This window comes from Janthinobacterium sp. 61 (assembly GCF_002846335.1).
Classification (GTDB): Bacteria; Pseudomonadota; Gammaproteobacteria; order Burkholderiales; family Burkholderiaceae_D; genus Janthinobacterium.
Window position 1 is genome coordinate 1 of the sequence record NZ_PJMQ01000001.1, and the last position, 21,850, is coordinate 21,850.

29 protein-coding genes are annotated in these 21,850 nt (G+C 60.1%); 22 read left to right on the forward strand and 7 right to left on the reverse strand.

All coding sequences use genetic code 11. The annotated features are described in order from the left end of the window. The 14 genes from CLU92_RS00005 to CLU92_RS00060 all read left to right on the forward strand — a co-directional run. Positions 1–1,538: DUF4214 domain-containing protein (locus CLU92_RS00005; RefSeq protein WP_143452493.1), on the forward strand; the 1,538-nt coding region annotated here is incomplete at its 5' end. A gap of 25 nt (positions 1,539–1,563) precedes the next feature. Next, the gene (locus CLU92_RS27635) at positions 1,564–1,731 is read left to right on the forward strand and encodes a hypothetical protein (RefSeq protein WP_180338395.1); all 168 of its coding nucleotides are present in this window, start codon (positions 1,564–1,566) and stop codon (positions 1,729–1,731) included. Further along, positions 1,728–1,943: a hypothetical protein gene (locus CLU92_RS00010; RefSeq protein WP_101480203.1), complete on the forward strand. Its 216-nt coding sequence runs from the start codon at positions 1,728–1,730 to the stop codon at positions 1,941–1,943. The genes CLU92_RS27635 and CLU92_RS00010 overlap by 4 nt, the downstream gene beginning before the upstream one ends. A 101-nt stretch (positions 1,944–2,044) precedes the next feature. Then, on the forward strand, positions 2,045–2,263 hold the full coding sequence (locus CLU92_RS00015; protein ID WP_101480204.1) for a hypothetical protein: 219 nt from the start codon (positions 2,045–2,047) through the stop codon (positions 2,261–2,263). After that, complete coding sequence (locus CLU92_RS27290) at positions 2,244–2,531, forward strand: hypothetical protein (protein ID WP_143452494.1); 288 nt, start codon at positions 2,244–2,246, stop codon at positions 2,529–2,531. Before CLU92_RS00015 ends, CLU92_RS27290 begins: the two co-directional genes overlap by 20 nt. Before the next feature lie 180 nt (positions 2,532–2,711). Next, positions 2,712–2,843 carry a hypothetical protein gene (locus CLU92_RS28045; RefSeq protein ID WP_257560698.1) on the forward strand — a complete coding sequence of 44 codons (132 nt, stop codon included), beginning with the start codon at positions 2,712–2,714 and terminating at the stop codon, positions 2,841–2,843. Continuing rightward, positions 2,840–4,798 (forward strand): WD40 repeat domain-containing protein, encoded by a 1,959-nt coding sequence (locus tag CLU92_RS00025; RefSeq protein WP_143452495.1) that lies wholly within the window; start codon positions 2,840–2,842, stop codon positions 4,796–4,798. The genes CLU92_RS28045 and CLU92_RS00025 overlap by 4 nt, the downstream gene beginning before the upstream one ends. 8 nt (positions 4,799–4,806) lie before the next feature. After that, positions 4,807–5,235 carry a hypothetical protein gene (locus CLU92_RS00030; RefSeq protein ID WP_101480207.1) on the forward strand — a complete coding sequence of 143 codons (429 nt, stop codon included), beginning with the start codon at positions 4,807–4,809 and terminating at the stop codon, positions 5,233–5,235. Further along, the gene (locus CLU92_RS00035) at positions 5,232–5,516 is read left to right on the forward strand and encodes a hypothetical protein (RefSeq protein WP_257560701.1); all 285 of its coding nucleotides are present in this window, start codon (positions 5,232–5,234) and stop codon (positions 5,514–5,516) included. Before CLU92_RS00030 ends, CLU92_RS00035 begins: the two co-directional genes overlap by 4 nt. 72 nt (positions 5,517–5,588) lie before the next feature. Further along, complete coding sequence (locus CLU92_RS00040) at positions 5,589–5,954, forward strand: putative holin (RefSeq protein ID WP_101480208.1); 366 nt, start codon at positions 5,589–5,591, stop codon at positions 5,952–5,954. Beyond that, positions 5,951–6,211, forward strand: a complete 261-nt coding sequence (locus tag CLU92_RS00045; RefSeq protein ID WP_101480209.1) for a hypothetical protein — start codon at positions 5,951–5,953, stop codon at positions 6,209–6,211. Before CLU92_RS00040 ends, CLU92_RS00045 begins: the two co-directional genes overlap by 4 nt. Beyond that, positions 6,208–6,732, forward strand: a complete 525-nt coding sequence (locus CLU92_RS00050; protein WP_101480210.1) for a glycoside hydrolase family 19 protein — start codon at positions 6,208–6,210, stop codon at positions 6,730–6,732. The genes CLU92_RS00045 and CLU92_RS00050 overlap by 4 nt, the downstream gene beginning before the upstream one ends. Then, entirely contained in the window at positions 6,729–7,238 is a 510-nt protein-coding gene (locus CLU92_RS00055) for a hypothetical protein (protein ID WP_101480211.1), read from the forward strand. Before CLU92_RS00050 ends, CLU92_RS00055 begins: the two co-directional genes overlap by 4 nt. Positions 7,239–7,480: 242 nt before the next feature. After that, positions 7,481–7,993, forward strand: a complete 513-nt coding sequence (locus CLU92_RS00060) for a DUF4760 domain-containing protein (RefSeq protein ID WP_101480212.1) — start codon at positions 7,481–7,483, stop codon at positions 7,991–7,993. Between the two features lie 82 nt (positions 7,994–8,075). Here CLU92_RS00060 and CLU92_RS00065 read toward each other — a convergent pair whose 3' ends face one another. Beyond that, positions 8,076–9,329: a site-specific integrase gene (locus CLU92_RS00065; protein ID WP_101480213.1), complete on the reverse strand. Its 1,254-nt coding sequence runs from the start codon at positions 9,327–9,329 to the stop codon at positions 8,076–8,078. 772 nt (positions 9,330–10,101) lie between these two features. On the opposite strand from CLU92_RS00065, the gene CLU92_RS00070 reads away from it, so the two are divergent. The 4 genes from CLU92_RS00070 to CLU92_RS00085 are packed head-to-tail and all read left to right on the forward strand — an operon-like array spanning position 10,102 to position 11,727. Then, the gene (locus CLU92_RS00070; protein WP_096234395.1) at positions 10,102–10,473 is read left to right on the forward strand and encodes a hypothetical protein; all 372 of its coding nucleotides are present in this window, start codon (positions 10,102–10,104) and stop codon (positions 10,471–10,473) included. Positions 10,474–10,483: 10 nt separating this feature from the next. Beyond that, positions 10,484–10,672 (forward strand): DUF1653 domain-containing protein, encoded by a 189-nt coding sequence (locus CLU92_RS00075; protein ID WP_071078859.1) that lies wholly within the window; start codon positions 10,484–10,486, stop codon positions 10,670–10,672. Between the two features lie 33 nt (positions 10,673–10,705). After that, positions 10,706–11,176: a CreA family protein gene (locus CLU92_RS00080; protein WP_101480214.1), complete on the forward strand. Its 471-nt coding sequence runs from the start codon at positions 10,706–10,708 to the stop codon at positions 11,174–11,176. A gap of 11 nt (positions 11,177–11,187) precedes the next feature. After that, the gene (locus tag CLU92_RS00085) at positions 11,188–11,727 is read left to right on the forward strand and encodes a hypothetical protein (protein WP_257560706.1); all 540 of its coding nucleotides are present in this window, start codon (positions 11,188–11,190) and stop codon (positions 11,725–11,727) included. Between the two features lie 189 nt (positions 11,728–11,916). Here CLU92_RS00085 and CLU92_RS00090 read toward each other — a convergent pair whose 3' ends face one another. Next, positions 11,917–13,410, reverse strand: a complete 1,494-nt coding sequence (locus CLU92_RS00090) for a leucyl aminopeptidase (protein ID WP_101480215.1) — start codon at positions 13,408–13,410, stop codon at positions 11,917–11,919. Between the two features lie 67 nt (positions 13,411–13,477). Here CLU92_RS00090 and lptF point away from each other — a divergent pair, with 67 nt between their 5' ends. Genes lptF through CLU92_RS00110 form a run of 4 tightly spaced genes read left to right on the forward strand, consistent with a single transcriptional unit; the run spans position 13,478 to position 17,185 of the window. Continuing rightward, positions 13,478–14,623: an LPS export ABC transporter permease LptF gene (gene lptF, locus CLU92_RS00095; protein ID WP_101480216.1), complete on the forward strand. Its 1,146-nt coding sequence runs from the start codon at positions 13,478–13,480 to the stop codon at positions 14,621–14,623. Further along, positions 14,620–15,789 carry an LPS export ABC transporter permease LptG gene (gene lptG, locus CLU92_RS00100; protein WP_101480217.1) on the forward strand — a complete coding sequence of 390 codons (1,170 nt, stop codon included), beginning with the start codon at positions 14,620–14,622 and terminating at the stop codon, positions 15,787–15,789. Before lptF ends, lptG begins: the two co-directional genes overlap by 4 nt. Next, on the forward strand, positions 15,789–16,196 hold the full coding sequence (locus CLU92_RS00105; protein WP_101480218.1) for a sirohydrochlorin chelatase: 408 nt from the start codon (positions 15,789–15,791) through the stop codon (positions 16,194–16,196). Before lptG ends, CLU92_RS00105 begins: the two co-directional genes overlap by 1 nt. Then, positions 16,193–17,185, forward strand: coding sequence for a Stealth CR1 domain-containing protein (locus CLU92_RS00110; protein WP_243858389.1), 993 nt, complete (start codon positions 16,193–16,195; stop codon positions 17,183–17,185). Before CLU92_RS00105 ends, CLU92_RS00110 begins: the two co-directional genes overlap by 4 nt. Here CLU92_RS00110 and CLU92_RS00115 read toward each other — a convergent pair. The 5 genes from CLU92_RS00115 to CLU92_RS00135 all read right to left on the reverse strand — a co-directional run bounded on the left by CLU92_RS00115 (position 17,182) and on the right by CLU92_RS00135 (position 21,842). Beyond that, the gene (locus CLU92_RS00115) at positions 17,182–17,829 is read right to left on the reverse strand and encodes a hypothetical protein (protein ID WP_101480219.1); all 648 of its coding nucleotides are present in this window, start codon (positions 17,827–17,829) and stop codon (positions 17,182–17,184) included. The two genes, CLU92_RS00110 and CLU92_RS00115, sit on opposite strands and share 4 nt — an antisense overlap. A gap of 246 nt (positions 17,830–18,075) precedes the next feature. Next, complete coding sequence (gene cobA / locus CLU92_RS00120) at positions 18,076–18,840, reverse strand: uroporphyrinogen-III C-methyltransferase (RefSeq protein ID WP_101480220.1); 765 nt, start codon at positions 18,838–18,840, stop codon at positions 18,076–18,078. Positions 18,841–18,854: 14 nt separating this feature from the next. Further along, on the reverse strand, positions 18,855–20,174 hold the full coding sequence (locus CLU92_RS00125) for a sulfate adenylyltransferase subunit 1 (RefSeq protein ID WP_101480221.1): 1,320 nt from the start codon (positions 20,172–20,174) through the stop codon (positions 18,855–18,857). Then, entirely contained in the window at positions 20,174–21,085 is a 912-nt protein-coding gene (cysD, locus tag CLU92_RS00130; RefSeq protein WP_101480222.1) for a sulfate adenylyltransferase subunit CysD, read from the reverse strand. The genes CLU92_RS00125 and cysD overlap by 1 nt, the downstream gene beginning before the upstream one ends. Positions 21,086–21,125: 40 nt before the next feature. Then, a complete protein-coding gene (locus tag CLU92_RS00135) occupies positions 21,126–21,842 on the reverse strand; it encodes a phosphoadenylyl-sulfate reductase (RefSeq protein ID WP_101480223.1) in 717 nt (238 codons plus the stop codon). Between the last annotated feature and the right edge of the window lie 8 nt (positions 21,843–21,850).

The following is a 21,850-nucleotide window of genomic DNA, read 5'->3' on the forward strand; positions in this document are numbered from 1 at the left end:
AGCAGATGGCGCCCGTCATCGAGAGCGTCAACAAATCTTTGACCGCGCTCGGAATGACCAACGTCAGCACGACGAAGCAGTACGCCGACGCGGTGCTGAAACTTACGCAGTCCGGCGCCCTGGCCACTGAGTCCGGGCAGCAACTGTATCTGCAATTGCTGGCCTTGGCGCCCGCTTTCAAATCCGTCACCGATTACAACGAAAAGCTCAATAAGTCCCTGGAGGAAGTGGCGGCGGCATCAGCAGCAGCGGCGAAGGCGGCGGCGGACGGGGCTATCGCGGCGGCGAAGGCGGCCGAGGAAGCTGCTTCTGCTATCGCCTCCGGCTTGTTGTCGGCGGTCGATGCGGCATTTGCCACACTGCAAACCGTGGTGAACCGGGAGAAGACGGCGCTGGCTAAGGCGAATGAAATCGCGGCAAAGGCGATGCAGGTTCGCATCGATGCCGAAACGGCGGCGATGGCGAAGCACAAGTCGCTGGCCGATGCGCTCAAGTCGAGCCTCGACCAAATGAACGTGTCGGGCACGATGGAGGATGTGGGCCGTGCCAGCGCGCAGGCGCAGATCGCAGCGGCGCTGGCCATTGCCAAGGCGGGCGGTCCGCTGCCGGCGGCTGACTCGCTGAAAGATGCGCTGTCGAGCGTGACGAAAGACGCCAGCGACAAGTTCGCCACCTACGACGACTACCTGGTCGATTTCTACAGGACGCAGAACGACATCGCGGCATTGGGTAAATTGACTGATTCCTCGCTGTCGATCGAGCAGCGAACGCTTGACCTGCTGCAGCAGCAGAAAGATGCCAGCCAAGTGGCCTACGAGGCGGAAGTGGCGCGCCTGGACGGCATCCTCGAAACGGCGCGCTCGCAGATCGATGTGCTTAAAGGCATCGATACCACCTCGCTGTCGATCCTTCAGGCGATAACAGGCCTGGCCAGTGCGATGGCGGCAGCGCAGGCCAATTCCAGCGTAGGAGCGCTGTCGGGCATCAACAATGCCTACCAGGCTGCGCTGGGCCGTGCGCCCGAGAAGGCCGGCATGGACTACTGGGGTGGCCTGGCCAACAGCGGCGTGTCGATAGGCGATATCGTTTCCGGGATCAAGAACTCGCCCGAGGCGCAGGCGCAGGCACTCTACAAATCGGTGATGGGGCGCGCGGGCGACGCGGCCGGCATCGATTACTGGACCAATGTACTTGCCGGTGGCTCGTCCATCGACCAGGTGCGCGCGGCGATGATGGGCAGCGCCGAGTACCAGAAATTGCACTCGTTCGACGTTGGCACGAACCGTCTCCCATTCGACACGCTGGCCCTGGTACACGAGGGCGAGCGCATCATTCCTGCGGCTGACAACCGCGAGTTGATGGCGCGCCTCAGCAGCCCGACGTCGAACAATGACGCGCTGGCCGCCGAGCTGCGCGAACAGCGCATTGAGAACGAGAAACTGCGCGTGATGCTGGAACTCACCTGTACGCCATCGCCAAAAACACGCTCAACACCGCTGACTCGCTCGAAGGCGCCGCGAATGGCGACATGCCGCTGACCACCAAGAAAGTTGAGGAGACTGCATGATTATTCTGGACCCGATTGCCGTGTCCGACCTGGTGTATTCGTCAGCTCGAAACGTGCCGGAGAACGACTATCCAGAACGAAGCCTCACGAAAGTGTATGCGGCTGGCGAGCGTGTGATTGATCCTGCCACGCACAAACGGTTTCCGAATCGAAGGTTGGCGTGAGCAGCGCCGTCACCCTGTCCATCGCGTCGCCCGGCATCGTCACATGGGTGGCGCATGGGCAGGCAGCCGGCACGCCGGTGTCGTTTGCTACGACCGGCGCGTTGCCGACGGGCCTGGTGGCTGGCGCCACCTATTACGTGCTGAGTCCGGCCGCCAACACCTTCAGCCTCAGCGCGACGGGTGGGCGGCGCTGCCATCGCCACGACCGGTAGCCAGTCCGGCGTGCACACCGCCCAGCGCGGGCCTGAACGTCAACAAACCACTGAGCGACACGACGTACTGGCTGCCGAAAGGTGCGACGAATCGCTGGAAAATGGTCGACGCCTACAACAACACGCAGACCGAAAACCCCGAGTCCATCGTGCAGACGTTCAAGCCGCAGGCCATCGCGCAGGGCATCTACCTGGGCAATCTGGACGCGGCAGAGGTGGTCATCACGTCCACCGATCCGGGCGCCGGCGTGGTCTACCAGCAGGCATTCAGCTTGATCGTGTCGAGTTCCCGGCAGCAGCATGTATCGCTGGCTGTTTAACCGGCGGCGCCGCAGGACGAGTTTTCTGGCGCTCGATCTGCCCCTGTATTACAACGCGGCAGTAACGATTGCCATCAACAACCCCGGCGGCATTGCCAAATGCGGCATGTGCTGCATTGGGCCTATCGAAGAAATCGGCGGCACGGAGTATGGCCTGGGCCGGGATTTCAAGGATTGGTCGACGACGAAATTCAATTTCGACGGGTACCAGCGAGACCACGGAGCGGGGCTTTTCCAAGCGCATGTCGCTCGATCTGATCATCGATAACGACCAGATCGAGTATGCGCATGAGCGCATGGAGGGGCTGCGGCAGAAAACCATTGTCTACATCGGCGCCACTGTATATGGCGGATTTACGGTCGTTTGCGGCAAGTTTTCGTCGCTCAAGAGCGTTATCGCGGGTTTCATACATTCAAAATGGCGATGCAAATTGAAGGAACAGTGTAAATGATCACAAAACTGATGGATGGCCTGCCGAATCAGTCGATGGCGCAGGGGCCATTTGACGCGGCGGTAGCCAAATACATGACCGAGCTGCCTGCATGGGGGGGGAGGCGAATGCGCTGGCGGCGGACGTGAATGCAAAACAGGTGCAGGCGAATACGTCAGCTGCAAGCGCTGCAGCATCGGTCGACGCAGCCACGGCGCAGGTCGCGGCTGCGCAGGCGGCACGCGATGCTGCTGTTGTGGCGCGTATCGCCGCCCAGGCCGCCGCCTCCGACGCCCAGCAGGCCGCAACCGGGACAGTGCTGATCGGCACAAGTACGACGTCCTTGGTCATTGGCACGGGCAACAAAACGCTGACCACCCAGTCCGGCAAGCAGTACGCCGCCAACATTTTCATCACCGCGGTCAGTGCTTCCGACCCCACTCGCTTTATGTCCGGCACGGTGGTTTCTTACTCGGGCACGACGCTGGTCATCGCGGTGACTGCGGTTGGCGGGAGTGGCGCTACAGTAGCGAACTGGAACATTTCGGTTACTGGCGCCCCGGGCGCTGCGGCCATCGCAACACTTGCCGGAAATGCCACCGGTGCCATTAACCTTCTCAACGGCACCGCGCCAGCAGCCAGCGCCACACCGGATATCTGGGCGGCCGGCGGAAACCGGGTGCCTATCAGCTCCGGCACCCCGATTACGGGTTTCCCTACTGCACCCCAAGCCGGTGCCCAGCGGACGTTGGTGGCCGCAGTGGCGTTTTCGATGACGAGCGGTGCGAACCTGGTCATCGCAGGCGGCAGTACGGCCGTAGCCATAGGCGACGAGGTCGATGTCACAGCCGAGACTCCCACGCTGTTCAAGGTGTGGGTGCGGCGGGTGACCAGTGCGTCCGGAGCCTCCACGGGCGACACGCTTACTACAGCGCGCGTTCTGCCTACCCCCGACTGGCTGAAATGTGACGGGGCCGATTACCTGGCAAGCAGCTACCCTGAGCTTGCCGGACTTCTCGGCCCCGCGCGGTCTTTCGCTAAGTTGGCCGATCCGGCTACGCTCCCAGCGGGAGCAGGCGGAGGTGTCGCATATTCCGCTGATGGCGTGTATCTCGCCATCGCGCATAACGTAACTCCCTTCATCTCTGTGTACAAGCTGACTGCTGGGGTCTATGTCAAACTAGCGGCCCTGCCGGCGGCCCCTGGCTTGCCGAGGGGGCTGGCGATCAGCCCCGACGGCGTTTACCTTGCCGCATGCACTGTGCAGTCTCCTTATCTGACCCTGTGGAAGCGTACGGGAGACACCTTTGCCTCATACGCCTTTACAGGAAATCTGTCCTCTGCGGTCGTTGCTACCACTACGTCCGTAGCATTTTCACCCAATGGGCAGTTTTTCGCCGTGGGGAATACCCCCGTAGGTGTAAACACAAATCTATATATTCATACGTACTCGGGAGGGGTGTTTAGCCAGGTGGCATCGATGGGCTCAGCATCGCTTCTTTTCAATGGTTGTCAGGCGATGGCGTTTAGCCCCGATGGCACACATTTGGTAGCGTCGGGAGTCTCGGCGCCCTTCATGGCAGCCTGGAGCATCTCTGGGAACACTTTCACCAATACCCCTACATTCAGCGCTCAAACCACTTATTCTGGACTTAACGCTACCTACAGCAGCGACAGCAAATACCTGGCTGTCGGGCTTTTCTCCATCAATGGGCCGGGGCTTGCAGTTTACAAGCGGTCAGGTAATGCCTACACAAAGTTACCTAATCCAGCCGGAGCCCCTGAAGGTTACGGCAGTGGGACATCGTTTAGCCCCGACACGGGGCAACTAGCCGTGGCTACGTCGGCGGCGCCCTATCTGCTTGTATTCCGCCGCAGCGGTGACCAGTTCATTCTCCGCTCCGATATGCCGAGCACTACCGTGGTGCAGACACTTTCTCAGGCGTCAGCAGCCGCATTTAGCCCGGTGGGTAGTGATCTCGCGTGTTCGTCGACTAACACGCCCTTTTTACAGGTGTTTCGAGAAACCGTCGATGCTACGCGAGTTCGGGTGCCAAACCTACCGGCAGCCGACACGCTGGTCGCCAGTTACATTAAGACCTAAAGGAAAACATGCTTACTTTATATCTTTTTGATGCTACTGGCATCTCCATCGGTAGTGCCGATGTTGACCCAATGGGGCCGGTGCCGCGCAACTCAACCCTGGCCGCACCGCCCGCGATCATCGGCACCCAGGTGGCTCGCTGGACTGGTGCCAACTGGGAGGTGCTGGCCGAGCCTCCACCTGCTCCGATAGCGCCGGTTATTGTGCCGCATAAGGTCACGCGTCGGCAGGGTCGCCTGGCGCTGCTGCTGGCCGGCAAACTCGACCAGGTGCCGGTGGTAATCGCGGCCATCAAGGACGAGACAGAGCGGCGCCTGGCGCAGATCGAATGGGATGATGCCCAGGACTACGAGCGATGGCACCCGCTGGTGGTGCTAATAGGACCCGCCCTGAACCTGGACCTCGACGCGCTGTTCATTCACGCGGACACACTGTGAAACGCCTCAGCCTACTGGCTGTCTGGCTGGCCTGCATTGGCGCGGCCGCGATCACGCTGCTGCGCATGCTCTGGTCGATTCTGTCGAATCCGGCCAAAGCGCTGCGCATCGCCGTCGCGCTGGACCGGGCGGGCAATGCCGCCGCCAATGGTGTCGAAACCGAAACGCTCAGCAGCCGTGCCAACCGGGCGCGCAGCGAGGGCCGCCGCTGGGGCTGTGTCCTGTGCCGCTGGCTCGATTGGCTGGACCCGCATCACTGCCGCGATTCGGCTGGCACTTAGCTGTTGTCGACAGTCCTCCCCATACAACCCGCTTCGGCGGGTTTTTGCATTTCCACCGCCTGAAAGGCATCCATGACTGAACCCGCAACAATTACCGCCGCCGGCGGCGCGCTCGCCCTTGGCACCGTGACCTTGACCGGCTCGATTCTTGGGCTGGAATACGACGTGCTGCTTGTCGGCCTGGCTGGCGGCCTGGTCGCGCTGTCGATGGTCGACCAGACCAGCCGCCTGAAAATGGTCATTTCCGTCATGACCAGCGCCCTGGTGGCCGGCTATGTCGGTCCCATCGCGCATGCTGGCGCGCTAGAGTATTTCCCCTGGACGGCGAAGTCGGCCGACGCCGTGCGCTGGTTCTGCGCCTTCTCTGCTGGAGTCTCGGCGCAAACCATAGTGCCGCTGGCCTTGGGCTGGCTCAAGAAACGTGGAGGCGCACAATGAGCATGCTCACCCTGAACTGGCTGGCCGGCATCGTCCTGCTGGCCCACTCCCTGTGCGTGCTCAATCGCATGCACCGCCGCAGCAACCATCTGTACCGTTTGTTCTACGTGCTGTTGGGCGTGGGCGCCGTTGCCGTGCTGACCGGCCCGCTGTACGGCTACACGCAGCCGCCAACTGGCGAGGTGCTACTGAATGCAGGTATGGCGGGCGTGGTCATGATCGGTTGGTTTGCTAAAAATCGGAGGGCTGTGCCATGAGCGCCCTGACGCTGGCCCAGCTGGTGGCCATCATGCCGTATGCGCGCCCACGCGCGGCAACATTCCTTGCTCCCCTAAATGCCGCCATGCTGGAGTTCGGCATCACTACGCCGGCGCGCCAGGCATCGTTCCTGTCGCAGGTTGGCCACGAATCGGGAAGTCTGGCTTACGTGCGCGAACTGGCCAGCGGCGCGGCGTACGAGGGGCGGCGTGATCTGGGCAATACCTTGCCCGGCGACGGCGTGCGCTATAAGGGGCGCGGCCTGATCCAGATCACAGGCCGCGCCAACTATGCAGCCTGCGGTAAGGCGTTGGGCCTGGACCTGCTGGCCAAGCCCGATCTGCTCGAGCAGATCGTCAATGCCTGCCGCAGCGCGGGCTGGTTCTGGCAGTCGAACGGCTTGAACGCACTGGCAGATGCTGGTGACCAGGTACGCGTTACGCGACGCGTGAATGGCGGAACGAATGGTCTGGCCGAGCGCTTGGCGCTATTTGCCGCAGCCCAGCGGGTGCTGGCGTGAGCGCGCTGGTCAAGGTGCCCGGCTGGGCATATCTGGTCTTGGTGCTGGTAGTGGTCGGCGCCATCGGCGGGGCGTACCTGCACTCGCAAGGCGTCACGCAGGGCAGGGCGGCCGTACAGGCGCTGTGGAATGCCGACAAGAAGACCCGTGCCGCTGCAGAAACGAAAGCGGTGGCGCAGCGCGTCGCCGAGAACCTGGTACAAGCCCGACAACAGGCAGCCACCGCGCTGGCCATCACGAAAGCCTACAATGAAGAAATCAACGATGTGCGCGCTCGCCTTGCTGCTGAGCGCATGCGCAAGCCAGCCTTCTGTGCAAGTACAGGACCTGCCGCCCCGGCCGGTAGCGATGGCGCCGAAGGAGGCGCTGCAGCCGATCCCTCCGGCGGGCTACTTCCTGACGCGGTGGCGCGAGATATTCAAGCCTTGATCCTGCAGACGGAGGAGGTGGCTGCGACAGGGCGGGCATGCCAGGCGTTCATACGGTCTAATGGCATGGGCCTATAGTGCTGGTGCGTGGTAGAGCTGGTGCTTGACTGGTGCAAGTAGGTTGCATTATTGTTGATGTTACTCATACTTCCTTGCACTGATGCCCGCTTTGTAGATATGCATGTTGCATAAATTTGATGTATACTCCTTCACGCAACCGTATGGGATCCATCATGATCATGATGCACAGCGGTTCGAAATTTCAACTTCTATTTGAGGAGGTTTTTATGCATACAATTCGCGAAGGTTGGGATGGCTAAGTGAGCGATCCCGTTCAGTCTGCCAAGGTAACACTATGGCTAGGCGAGAGTTTAGGCTTCTGGATACAAACAGGAGCCTTTCTTTTATCTGCCCTCGCTGCAGCTTTTATTATTTATCATAATGGAAAGCTTTCAAGATTACGTGCAACTATCGATCTTATCATGCACCAGAAGAGCGATCAGGAGCTTCTGAAATGTGTTTCGGAGGTCTATCGGCTTACTGATTCGAATCAAAGTTTCAGCGCGCTCAAAGCGGGATCTGAGGACTTAAAATGTGTATTGCGTGTCTTGAACAACCATGAGTTCATTGCTTGTGGTATTCGTTCAGAGGCATTCTCTGAGTCTGTTTACAAGCAAATGCAGTGTTCTAATTTGCTCAAGGTTTACCGATCATCTAAGCCGATGATAGATGACCTGAGAAGAAAGCATAGCATTCCAACATTATTCCAAGATTTTGAGTGGCTGGCAGAGCGCTGGAAAGCCTCGCCCGTCAAAAAAATCGGGAAAAAATGAACGAGCCGCATGGAGCGTAAATCTGGCGATATGTGGCCGTAGTGGTAGATAAGGGCACGCGCGCGATCGGGGCGCGGGAATTTTATGCTTCGGCCTGGCTGGGCATCGCCACGACGTTATTTGGTCGGCCATGCTCGCAGGCCACTAAGAATAGCGCCCATTGTTCCAGGGCGCGGCGGCGTTCCGGGATTTCTTCCCGCACATCATAGATGCCTTCCATTCCCTTGAGTGCGTGGTTAAGTGCGATTTCCGAAATCTCTCTTGAGATACCCATGTTCCGCATATGCCCCTTGGCGGTGCTACGCGTGTCATGAGGGGTAAAGCGTTGAATTTCTATATCCCCGCGTTCAAACGCTCGTGTGATCGCCGCCCAAAGGGTGGTCCGGCCGACGTGCTGCCCAGCGCGGCTAGGGCGCCTCGATGGCAGCACCCATTCCGAGTCATCAGATAGGTCACGCAGGTTGCTGAACCAGTTTAATACCGTTGGCGTGAGAGGAACAAGGAAGCCAGTACGCGTCTTGACAGACTCGTCAGGCACAAACCAGGTTGCACGGTCGAAATCGATATCCGTCCATTTTGCCTTTACGAGCTCGACAGATCGAACACAAGTTGCCAACATGATGCGGAATGCCAAGGCGTTTTCTGTTCCGATGTCCGCGATTGTGGATAATAGTTTTCGCAAATCTTGCTCGGATAGCATCACTCGTTTCCTTGGTGCTGGCCGCTTGCCCATCAGCGCGGCCAGTTTGATCGCGGCACATGGATTGCTATGTATTAACTGTTTGCCAATGGCATGATCAAATATTTGTGTTGTCGAGGTTAAGATCCTCTTCTGTACTTCCCACGTTTTCCCGGATTTTTCCAGCATGTGCACTACATGAGCAGGCGTAACGTCGATGACGTTTAGGGTCCCGAGTTTCGGCCCTATATCGTTGGTAAAGTCACTTTTTCGGTAATATATAGTACCTTTAGCAAATTCAGACGGCACAAGGCGCTTGATCGTGTAATCCTTGATCAGGGCGTTAACAGTCCAGGACATCTTGGAAGTCATGCGCGCCGCCTTCTTTTGCGCGGCCGGGTCTTGGCCTCCATCAATAGCGCCACGCTTCTCGCGAGCGATCTTCCTGGCAGCGGCCAGCGAGATGTCGGGGTAGTTTCCGATAGTCAGCTCCCGAGCCTTAGCGTCGCGCATGTACCGCAAAACCCAGCTCGCGGTGCCGGCGCGCGATAGAGTAAAAGTGAGCCCGCCACCGTCAGATTTTGCTATAGGCTCGCCCTTTGCAATCCATCGCTTGATCTGCAAGTCTTCCAGCTGGTTGGTCCCGCGCTTCGCCATTTCTCTTCCGCCTATTGTGTGCTGTCCATATCGGGTTTGTAGCTAGCTACAAATCTAGCTACAAATTTCACAGGCGCCATTGTGCGTTAACCTGAGACACAAAGAAACAGTTTTTTCGGCCGCAAAGGGCTAAAATAGCCAAGATTGGCATGCAAGGATACAACTTGATACCCGAATGAAACTGGCAGGTGGCGAGTTTCATGGGAAAAATCCTTGCTTGAATAGGTATCGATAAGCGCGAATCTTACCGCATGCGTGTCGACGGTGTGCTGCTCCCCGCTTGTCGCACAAGCACTTTGTTTTCCCATAGGGAAAAGGAGTGTTAATAAAGTATTTACATTTAGTCAATCGTGACGCATGAATATTATGTTTATGTGTATGATTCATCAACCATCAGGTTTGATTTGGCATAAGTGGCTGGCGTGGCAGGCTACGTCTCGCCGTGTAACGCGATAAAGGTGTAAAGTTTCTCGCTAAAACGCGATAAAAACTACTAAAATGGCACAATGTAACAGCTGTGTCACACGGCTTAGTTACAGCCAAGTTGAGAACCGAACAGGAAGCAGTTGTAATTAGTTGTAATTGCTATTCCGATTACATGACCACTATGCCGGGGCGGAGCCTAGCTTCCGTTTCTGGCGCCGCCAGACTTGTTATATAAATTGCAGTACTATATCTATGAGACTGTTTTGCGACATCAATAGATGGTACTATTTTGAAATGTTGCAGTTTTAATAGTGAGACTTGCGCGTAGCATTTGCAAAGGAAGAAAATGCGAACTGCATTTGAAGCGTGGGCGCAGCGTGACGGCCACATTGTGCGGCGAAGAGAAGACAAACCGGATGAGTACCTGATTTTCGAGACCCAGCGCCGCTGGGTTATCTGGCAGGCAGCTCTGACGCATGGCAAGACGGCGGCCAAGCCGCGCGTGAGCGCGGCCGAAAAGGCGGCGAAAGCCCAGCGCGCGCTGGAAATGTCGTCCGATGAAGCGACCGTGCGCAACAAGGTGCTCAATGAAGTGCTCGACGCCTTCAGCGGCGCCGATGGCGCTGCCGGCATGGAAGGCATACTGAAAGTGATCCAGGGCCTGAAGATGAAGCAGAAGGCACTGGCCGACGACAAGAGCGAAGATTCAACGGCTTGAGGGGACGGCGATGCGTTATCGGCACTACAAGGGCGGCATTTATGAACTGGTGTGCGAAGCCACGCTGGAAGCGGATCTGACGCCGATGATCGTGTATCGCGCTGCGGACGGTTCCATCTGGACCCGGCCGAAGGACGTGTTCTTTCAGCTGATTGAAGTCGACGGCGTCATGGTCCAGCGTTTCGCTCCCATCAACTGATGGCCGCCTGCGTGCGTGCTCGGGATTATCTACATGTATAAATTGCTGTCAGCCGCTTTGGTGCTGGGTGTTGCCTGCACCGCGGCGCAGGCCGAAACCATCGGTTCGGTCGACACGGTGTTCAAACTGATCGGTCCTGACCACAAGATTGTCGTCGAAGCGTATGACGATCCGCGCGTCGCTGGGGTCAGCTGCTATCTGTCGCGCGCCAAGACGGGCGGCATCAAGGGCGCCGTCGGCCTGGCCGAAGACAAGGCCGATGCGGCCGTGGCTTGCCGCCAGGTGGGGCCGCTGCAATTCAAGGGCAAGCTGCCGCGCCAGGAAGAAGTGTTTACCGAGCGTGCCTCGATCTTCTTCAAGCATGTGCGCGTGGTGCGCATGGTCGACAGCAAGCGCAATGCGCTGGTCTATCTCGTGTATTCCGACCGCCTGATCGAGGGCAGTCCGAAAAATAGCGTCACCGCCGTCGCCGTGCCCGGCGACCAGCCGATTCCCGTCCGTTAAGCGAGCCAGCCATGCGTGTCCCATCGTCTGCCGTCCTTGCCGCCGGGACGCTGCTGCTGTTTGGCCTGGGCGGCTGCGCCACGTTGACCGGCAACACCGAGCAGATGGTGCTGGTGCAAACCATCCAGGACAACCGTGAGCTGAATGGTGCCGGTTGCATCCTCAGCAACGACGTGGGCAAGTGGTTCGTCACCACGCCCGGGCGCATTACCATTCGCAAGAGCCAGGAGCCTTTGAAAGTCGACTGTCGCAAGCACGGCTCGCCCGCCATCGCCACGGACGACCATATCGATCCCAAGCTCAATGGCAGCGTATGGGGCAATGTCATCCTGACCCTGGGCGTCGGCTATTTCGTCGACCGCAACACGGGTGCGGGCTTTGACTACCCATCCATTTTGACTATTGTCATGCAGGACCCCGCGCGCCTGGCGCCGCCACCCGCGCCCCTTGGCGTGAACCCGTCCGCTCCTTCGCCAGCGGCCGCCGTGCCGGAAGCCGTGGTGCAGCCGAAGGTGGCGCCATCACCTTTGCCCAATTCCGTCGTCTACTAACTAATACGCCAAGCATGAAAAAAGCCGCCAGGTCAGTGACCGTGGCGGCTATCTTTTTACGTAACGACGCCTGACAAAACCTTAGCGAGCGGGAGTTGGTGGTGGCCGAGAAGCGCAGCTGTACTTTATGTACAGCGAGCGTCGCCGGCCGCCAATAGCCCTGCGCAGCAGGTTTGGTCTGGCGTTCTCTTATACGCGGTTGATCAGGAACGTCGTCAATAATGGCACTGGGCGACCGGTCGCGCCCTTCGAGCCGCCCGATTTCCATGCCGTGCCGGCGATGTCCAGATGCGCCCAGGTGTACTTCTTGGTGAAGTTTTCCAGGAACGCCGCTGCCGTCACCGAACCGCCGCCTGGCGTGCCGATGTTGGCCAGGTCGGCGAAGTTCGATTTCAGCTGCTCGTTGTACGCCTCTTCGATCGGCATGCGCCATGCCGTATCGCTGGACTGTTTGCCCGCTGCCAGCAGTTCATTGGCCAGCTGGTCATGCGCCGCATCGCTGCGCGTAAACAGGCCGCTGTTATGGTGGCCCAGGGCGACGACGCAAGCGCCCGTCAGGGTGGCGATATCGACCACGGCTGCCGGCTTGAAGCGTTCGGCGTAGGTCAGCGCGTCGCACAGCACCAGACGGCCTTCGGCGTCGGTGTTCAGTACTTCGATGGTCAGACCGTTCATCGAGGTGACGATGTCGCCCGGCTTGGTGGCGCGGCCCGACGGCATGTTTTCGCACGCGGCGATGACGCCGATGACGTTCAGCTTCAGATTCATTTCGCCGATGGCGCGGAAGGTGCCCAGTACCGAGGCTGCACCGCACATGTCGTACTTCATTTCATCCATGCCAGGACCAGCCTTGATCGAAATGCCGCCCGTGTCGAAGGTGATGCCTTTGCCGACCAGGACCACTGGCGCATCCTTGGCCTTGCCGCCCATGTGCTTCAGGACGATGAATTTCGGCGGCTGTTCGCTGCCGTTGGTGACGGACAGGAAGCTGCCCATTTTCAGCGCTTCGAGCTGTTTGCGGTCCAGGACTTCGACTTCGAACTTGTATTCCTTGGCCAGCTGTTTGGCCGTGTTGGCCAGGTAGGTCGGATTGGCGATGTTCGCCGGCAGGTCGCCCAGCTTGCGCGTCAGGTCGGAGCCGTTGGCGATGGCGATGGCTTGCGCCAGTGCGCCGCGGGTGGCCGCCGTTGCGGGTGCCGCCAGGACGATCTTGCGCACGCCTGCTGGCGCCGGATCTTTTTTACTTTTTTGCGAGTCGCAACGGTATTCGCTGTCGTGGGCGGCTTGCACCACGCAACGGATTGCCCAATTTACGTCGCGCTCTTTCACTTCCGTCAGCGGTAATGCGATAATGGCGTCCGCAGCGCCCAGCGAGCCGAAAGCCTTGAGGGCCGCTTGTACACCGGTAGCGAAGCTTTTTTCGCTGACAGTGTCATCGCTGCCCATGCCTACCAGCAGAACACGTTCGGCGGCGACGCCATCGACTGCGCGCAGCAGCAAGGTGCTGCCTGGCTTGCCGCTGATGTCGCCGGACTTCAGCGCAGCCGAAATCGCACCCTTGCTGTCCAGCGATTTTGCCGCTGGCGACAGTTTTTTGTTTTCGAATACCGCAACCGCGATGCATCCGCTTTTGGCCGTGCCGAGGGTGCTCTTGGTATCGAATGCTTTTATGCTAAAGTCCATTTGGTTCTCCGTTTTCATTTACTAGTAACGTGTTACTCAACTAACTGACCCGAATTATAAACTCCGAATGATCTTTCAACGCGCCCTTCGACGTGAATTGGCTAGTGCCGCCGGGGCCACCTTCACTGTTTTGTTCAGCATCCTGCTCACCTGGATGCTGATCGGTATTCTCGGCAAGGCGGCGGGCGGCAAGATCGCGTCGGCCGACGTCATGTCGCTGATGGTCTTTTCCGCCCTGATGCAGCTGCCCACCATCATTATCCTTACCGGTTTCATTTCGGTGCTGATGGTCGTCACGCGCAGCTACAAAGAGTCGGAGATGGTGGTGTGGTTCGCTTCCGGCATGAGCCTGTCGCGCTGGATCTGGCCGGTCCTGAGCTTCGGCCTGCCGCTGGTGCTGGCCACCGGCATCCTGAGCCTGTACGCCACGCCGTGGGCGCAAAAGAAAAGCGATGAATACGTGGCGCGCTTTGAAAAGCGCGAAGACCTGCAGAAAGTCACGCCGGGCCAGTTCCGCGAATCGGCCGGTAGCAACCGCATCTTCTTCGTCGAGGGTGTCAGCGGTGAGAAGAACGTGGTGCAGAACGTCTTCGTCAATACCGTCGATGAGAAGGGAAGTGCCGTCGTTGTCGTCGCCAGGGAAGGCGTGATCAATACCGACGCCAAGGGCGAACGCTTCCTGGTGCTCAAGAGCGGCCGGCGCTATCAGGGCGTGCCGACGCAGGCGGACTTCCAGACCATGGAATTCGAGCAGTACATCATGCGCATCGAGAGCAAGCAGCAGGAACTGGGCGCGGAACTGGGCGTGCGCGCCATGAGCACCATGGCGCTCATCGCCGATCCGAATCCCTACACCATGGCCGAATTGCTGTGGCGCGTCAGTGCGCCCCTGATCGGGCTGATGCTGATCCTGCTGGCCATTCCGCTGGGCTTCGTTAATCCGCGTGCCGGCAGTTCGGCCAACCTGATCGTGGCCCTGCTGATTTTCTTTACGTACAGCAACCTTATCAAGGTCGCCGAAGCGAGCGTGAAGCAGGGCCGCCTGACATTCGGCCTGGCCTGGTGGCCGCTGCATCTGCTGGCGGCACTGGCAGTCGTGGCGCTGTTTGCGTGGCGCCTGAATGTGAATCACCGCTACCATCCGCTGGTCCTGCTGGCGTCCTTCAAGCGCGGGCGCCGCGCCGGCAATATAAGTAAAGCGGCATCGAAATGAAGATTTTACAGCGCTATTTTGCAGTCTCGATATTCCAGGCGGTGCTGTTCGTGCTGCTGGCCTTCCTGGCACTGCAGGCTTTCATCGACCTGACGGGCGAGCTGCCCAAGGTAGGCCGCAACGGCTACACCATCCAGTATGCCTTCCTGTATGTGCTGGTGCTGGTGCCGGGGCACGTGTACGAGGTGATGCCGATTGCGGCACTGATCGGCACGATCTACACGATGGCGCAGTTTGCGGCCAGTTCCGAATTTACCATCATGCGCGCCTCGAGCATGTCGACGGCGATGGCGGCCGGTTTCCTGTTCCGCATCGGTATCGTCTTCGTGGTCATTACTTTCATCTTCGGTGAGGTGATCACGCCGCGCACCGAGCCGCTGGCCGAACGCCTCAAGCTGACTTCGCGCGGCGCGGCCGTGTCGAGCGAATTTCGCTCCGGCCTGTGGACCAAGGACATGGTCAAGAGCGACGGCCTGACCGGCACCGTCACAGGTTCGCGCTTTTTCAATGTGGGCGAAGCGCGTCCGGACGGCCAGCTGAAAAACGTCAAGCTGTATGAATTTGACACCGATATGCGTTTGCGCACCCTGACCGTGGCCAAGGGCGCGACGTATCAGGGTAATAACACTTGGCGCCTGACCGAAGTGACGGAAACGTCGTTCTCGAACAGCGCGGCAACTTCGCCCGGCTTCGAGCCGAAGCTGGCGAACTACTTTGGGCAGGAAACGAGCCTGGTGCGCACGGTGCAAAGCGCCAGAAAGGACATGGTGTCGGAAGTGACGCCGAAGATATTGACGGTATCGGCTTCCGATCCCGAACGCATGTCGGCCAGCGAACTGGCCGTGTACACGCGCCACCTGGCCGAGAACAAGCAGGAAACCGAGCGTTTCCGCATCGCCTTCTGGAAAAAGCTGATCGATCCGCTGGCCATCTTCGTGCTGATGGCGCTGGCGCTGCCGTTCGCCTACATGCACACCCGCAGCGGCGGCATCAGCCTGAAGATATTCATCGGCATCATGATCGGCGTGAGCTTCATGCTGGTTAATACGCTCTTTTCGCATCTTGGGCTGCTCAGCACCTGGCCAGCCTTCCTGACGGCGGTGGCGCCGAGCACCCTGTATCTGCTGCTGGCGCTGGGCGCCCTGTGGTGGGTGGAACGGCACTGATGGAGACGAACGTGCAACAGACACTAATCTTGTTTGCCCATGGCGCGCGCGCCGCATCGTGGGCCGCGCCCTTCGAGCGCCTGCGTGATCTTACCCAGGCGCGCATGCCCGGCACCAGCGTGCACCTGGCCTTCCTGGAGCTGATGACACCGCGCCTGCCCGAGCTGGTAGCGACCCTGCTGGCCGAGCTGCCCGCCGGCGCCATCCTGGACGTCACGGTGGTGCCGGTGTTCCTGGGGCAGGGCGGGCATGTCCTGCGCGACTTGCCGCTCTTGCTGGAAGAGCTGCGCCAGCAGCATCCGCAATTGCGCCTGAAGGTAGTCGAGGCGGTTGGCGAGAACGCCAGCGTGCTCGCTGCCATCGCCGATTACTGCGTGGCGGCGCCAGGTTCCAGCCCGCTTCCTTGAGCGCGGCCAGCGCGATGCCAGCGGCGCCCATAGACATCGTCTACCTGTGGGTCGACGGTGCCGATCCCGCCTGGCGCACGCGCCGGCAGCAGGCGTACGCCGCTTGGGCGCAGGCGCATCCAGGGCAGCTGGCCCTGCACGGCAACGTGGCGGGGCGTTACCGTGACAACGGCGAACTGCGCTACAACCTGCGCGCGCTCGAGCGTTTCTTCCCCGGCCACGGCCATGTCTATCTGCTGACGGACCGCCAGGTGCCCGCCTGGCTGCGCGCCTCACCGCGCCTGACGGTGATAGATCATGCCAGCCTGATGCCCGGGGCATCGCTGCCCGTGTTCGATTCCGGCCATATCGAATCGTATCTGCACCATATTCCTGGCCTGTCCGAGCGTTTCCTGTATTTGAATGACGACGTATTTTTTGGTGCGCCGTTCGAGCCCGCATTCTGGTTTGGCGGGGAAGGCGACCGGCGTTTGAGCGTGTTTACGGAGAGCGCGCTACACGATGAGGTGCAGGGCTTGCGCGCCGACGTGGCGGCGCCCGTCAATTGCGCCGCCTTGTCGCGGCAATGGCTGTCGGCGCAGTATGCCGATTACTTGCATGAACCACGTCTGTATGCGCACGCGCCGCGCCCCATGCTGAAAAGTGCGCTGCATGCCTTGGAAGGGCTGGCGCCGGCCATGTTTGCCGGCGTGCGCGCGACAGTGTTTCGCTCCTGGCAGGTGCCGGCATTGCTGCCCGACCTGGTGCCGCGCTGGATGGTGCATCAGGGACTGGCGCGGTCGCACATGCTCGACCCGCTGCATATCGCCAGCGGCGATGTGGAAGCGCCGCAGCAGCTGGCGCAGCTGCTGGCACAGTTCGGCAGCTTGCCGTTTTTCTGTATCAACGATACCTGCGACGAGGCCGAGGATGACGACCCGCGCCTGCTGCGCGTGGCCGCTACCTTGCAGCGGCTGCTGCCGCTGCCATCTTCATTTGAATCGGGTTAGCGTTTGCCCTTCGGCGCCAGGCTGATGCGGGCGGCGGCCATGCTGTCGGACAGCGACGCGAGGAACAGCAGCAAATAAGCGCCCAGTTCCAGCACTTCTTCTCCCAGCAGCGCGTAAGCGTCCGGCATGCCGTGAAATACTTTCTTGTCGAAAGGCCAGCCAGCGATCATCAGCAAGCCGCCGATGGCCGTCAGGATGGTGATGCGCATGCTGAAAATCTGTGGCGCAAGGGCGAAGACCTTGCGCGCACGCGGCGCGAAAAAGATCAGCAGGCGTATCAGGATCAGCAACTCCACCACGCGCAGGGCTTTTTCAGCCTGGGCCCAGGCGGGCGCCGTGCCGAACTGGTCGATATCGAGTTCGCGCAGCAGGAAGCCGAACAGCAGAGCCGACAAGCCGGCGTGCATGAGGAAACGCAGGGACTGGCGGTCGGTTTCCTGCCACGCGCGCACGCCGTGCACGGTGCAAGCCAGGGCCAGGAACAGCGCCTGCAGCCATTCCAGCAAATGGTTTTCGTCGTCGATATTCGGAAACACCGTCCACAGGGCGATGGAGGCGAGCATGCTTGACAGCACAGCGCTGGCGACGCCGACATTGCTGCGGCTGAACGAAGTCAGGGCTTCGCGCATGGAATTGAAATTCATGTGTGATCGTAAGGCTAAAGTTGCGCGGCGCGATATTGCAGCCTGCGGGCGCAGCTTTTTTCGGGGAGATTGCCAGTGCTTCCCGTCAGCCGGGAGACCGCATGGCAAGCGCTATGGTGGGGCGAAGCGTGAGTTTATTGCTATCACGCAACAACTTCTCGAGAAAAGATGCGTGAGCATCGTATCATGTTTCCTCTGAAGACGTCGGTTACTGACTTTAAAGTCGGTAAAATACGGTGTGTTTATTCAAGCATGACGCGCCAGAATGGCAGCCGTCGCTTCGATCGCCTGGTGTGCGCGGGCGGCCATGGCGTCGCCCAGCATCACCAGCACGGGGCCGTGGGTGTCGCCCAGGCCATGCGCCAGCGCGCCCAGCGGCATGCGTACGATGCGCTGGTCCGGACGGCTGCAGTTTTCAATCACTACCACCGGCGTGTCGGCACGGCGGCCCTGGGCCATCAGGCGCTGCGCCGTGGCGATGGCTTCGCGGCCACCCATGTATTGCACCAGGGTATCGCAGTCTGGGATGCGCGTCTGGTCCGGTTCGCCCGGCGCCGTACTGGACGTGAAAAAGGCCACGCTGCGCGAGACGCCGCGCTTGGTCAGCGGTTGCTGGGTGGCAGCCGCTGCCGCCAGTGCCGTGGTAATGCCGGGTACTACTTCGACGGCGATGCCCGCTTCTTCCAGTGCGCGCAATTCCTCGTCGGCACGGCCGAACAGCATGGGGTCGCCCCCTTTCAGTCGCACCACGATGGCGTGCTTGCGCGCATTGTCGACCAATTGCTTGTTGATGAAAGCTTGCGCCGTCGACAACTGGCCGCAGCGCTTGCCGACAAGAATCTTTTGCGCCTGGGGACACAGCTCCAGCATCTCTGCGGTGACCAGCGCGTCGTGCAGCACGACGTCCGCCTGCGCCAGCAGGCGCGCACCGCGCAAGGTCATCAGGTCTTGCGCGCCGGGGCCGGCGCCGATCAGGTAGACCTTGCCAGGGAGAGATGTGGAGTTGTTCATGGTGTTTGCCTTCCTCAGCCGAGACGGATCATGCCCGCCGCGACGGTCTGGTGGGTCACTTCATCGATCAGGATAAACGCCCCGGTGGCGCGGATATCGGCATACGCGTCGGCTGCCAGCGCCTGCTGCACGTTCAGGCTGATGCGCGCAATATCGTTCAGCTTCAAGCCTTCGGCTGGATGGCGCTGCTGCGTATTGATATCGAGAATCGATTCAATCGCCGTCACTTTCGCCGCCGTCTGCTTGGTGCCGTGCTTGATCCAGTACTTGCGGCGCAGATCCAGCGCGTCCTCCGACAGCCAGCACACGTCGGCCACTACCTGTTTGAGCAGGGTGGCGGGGCGCTCGCTGCTGGCCAGCAAGTCGCCGCGCGAGATATCCAGGTATTCATTGAGCAGCAAGGTCACGGACTGACCCACCACGGCCGTTTGCAGCGAACCGTCCAGGGTGACGATATCTTTTACTGTTGCCGTCTGGCCTGACGGCTGTACCACCAGGGTGTCGCCGATGCTGACCTTGCCCGCTTCGATGCGGCCCATGTAGCCGCGGAAGTCGTTCGCTTCGTGGCCGTTGTGGCGGGCCACCAGCTGCACCGGAAAGCGGAATGGCGTGTCGTGCGATTCGTCGTAGACGGACAAGGACTCAAGCAGTTCGATCAGGGTCGGGCCCGTGTACCAGCCCAGCTTGTCGCCGCGCTCGACCACATTGTCGCCGGTCAAGGCCGACAGGGGAATCGGCGTGATGTCCTTCAAGCCCAGCGACTGGGCGAATTCGCGGTAGGCGGCGACGATGCGGTTATATACCGTCTCATCGTAGTCGACCAGGTCCATTTTGTTGACGGCGACGACCACGTGCTCGATCTGCAGCAAGTGGGCAATCGTCGAATGGCGCTTGGTCTGGATCAACAATTCCACGCTGCCATCGTCACCGAGTTTGACTTTCGACACGTCGATCAAAATGATGACGGCGTCGGCCGTCGAGGCGCCCGTGACCATGTTGCGCGTGTATTGCTCGTGGCCAGGCGTGTCGGCGATGATGAATTTGCGTTTCGGTGTGGCAAAGTAACGGTAGGCCACGTCGATGGTGATGCCTTGTTCGCGTTCCGCTTCCAGGCCGTCCGTCAGCAGCGACAGGTCGACCGCGTCGCCCACCGTACGCTTGTGCTTGGAGCGCGACATGGCGTCGAGCTGGTCGGCGAAGATGCCCTTGCTGTCGAACAGCAAACGGCCAATCAAGGTACTCTTGCCGTCATCGACGGAACCGGCCGTGATAAAACGCAACATACCGCGCTCCAGGCTGTCGGTTGGAATGGTGTTCTGGATTGCTGCGTTCATTAGAAATACCCTGCTTTCTTGCGTTTTTCCATCGAGGCTTCGGAAGTCTGGTCATCCATGCGGGTGGCGCCACGTTCCGTGATTTGCGTGATTGCCGTCTCGGCGATGATGGCGTCGACCGTCGCCGCATCGGACGACACGGCGCAGGTGCACGAGATATCACCTACCGTGCGGAAGCGCACGACTTGCGTTTCCACCGTTTCGCCCTCGCGCGGCGGCGTCAAATCCGTCAGCGGCACCAGCAAGCCGTTGCGCGGGATCACCTGGCGCTCGTGCGCGAAGTAGATCGGCGGCAATTCCAATTTTTCACGGGCGATGTATTGCCACACGTCCAGTTCGGTCCAGTTCGAGATGGGGAAGACGCGCATGTTCTCGCCTGGATGTACCCGGGTGTTATACAGGTCCCACAGTTCGGGACGCTGGGCTTTCGGGTCCCAGGCGCCGAATTCGTCGCGGAAGGAAAAGATGCGCTCCTTGGCGCGGGCCTTTTCTTCATCGCGGCGGGCGCCGCCGATGCAGGCGTCAAATTTATGTTCGGCGATGGTTTCCAGCAAGGTCACGGCTTGCGCCGCATTGCGCGAGTCCGTGGCCGGGTTGCGCAGGCGCACGGTGCCGCGCTGGATAGAGTCTTCCACGGAGCCGACGATCAGGCGCTCGCCCAGCTCGGCCACTTTCTTGTCACGGAAGGTGATGACTTCCGGGAAGTTGTGGCCCGTGTCGATATGCACGAGGGGAAAGGGGAACTTGCCTGGGCGGAAGGCTTTTTCGGCCAAACGCAGCAGGACGACGGAATCCTTGCCGCCGGAAAACAGCAGCGCGGGATTGGCCGATTCGGCCGCCACTTCGCGCATGATGTGGATGGCTTCCGATTCAAGGCTGTCGAGGTGACGCTGGTTCAAAATATTGCTCATATGGGGTGCTTTCTTGTTCTGCTGAGTCTATTGTGTCTGGTCAGGCTGCCACGGATTTGATGCGTATCAATTTGCCGTCCACCATGTGCAGGCCGCATTCCTTGGAATCGGGGTTTTCCCACCACCAGCGTCCGGCGCGCACATCTTCGCCTGGCTGGACTGCCCGCGTGCACGGTTCGCAGCCGATGGACGGGTAGCCCTGGTCGTGCAAAGCGTTGTAGGGCACGTCGTTGGCGCGGATATAGTCCCATACATCCTGCTCGGACCAGTCGGCCAGTGGATTGAATTTCGTCATCGCGTGTGCCGCGTCGTCTTCCTGCACGTGCAGTTCGGCGCGCGTGGTGGACTGGGCGCGGCGCTGGCCAGTGATCCAGGCCTTGTTGCCGGCCAGGGCGCGCCCCAATGGCTCGACCTTGCGGATGCGGCAACACTCGCGGCGCATCTCGACGCTGTTGTAAAACGCGTTCAGGCCATTCTGTTCCACGTAGGCAGCCACCGCTTCCGGCTGCGGGCGGTACAAGGTGATGTCGTGGTCGTAGCGGGCCTTGACCTTGTCGAGCACGGCCAGGGTTTCCTGGTGCAGCCGGCCTGTTTCCAGAGAAAAGATGCCGATGGGCAGCTTCGCCTTGAGAATCATGTCGGTCAGCACCATGTCTTCGGCTGCCAGGCTGGACGCGAACACGGCCGGCGAAAAGTCCGCGGCGATGCGTGTCAGCGTTTGCTCGGTGGCGTCAATTAAAGTAGTCAAATTGCTCATGACGATTC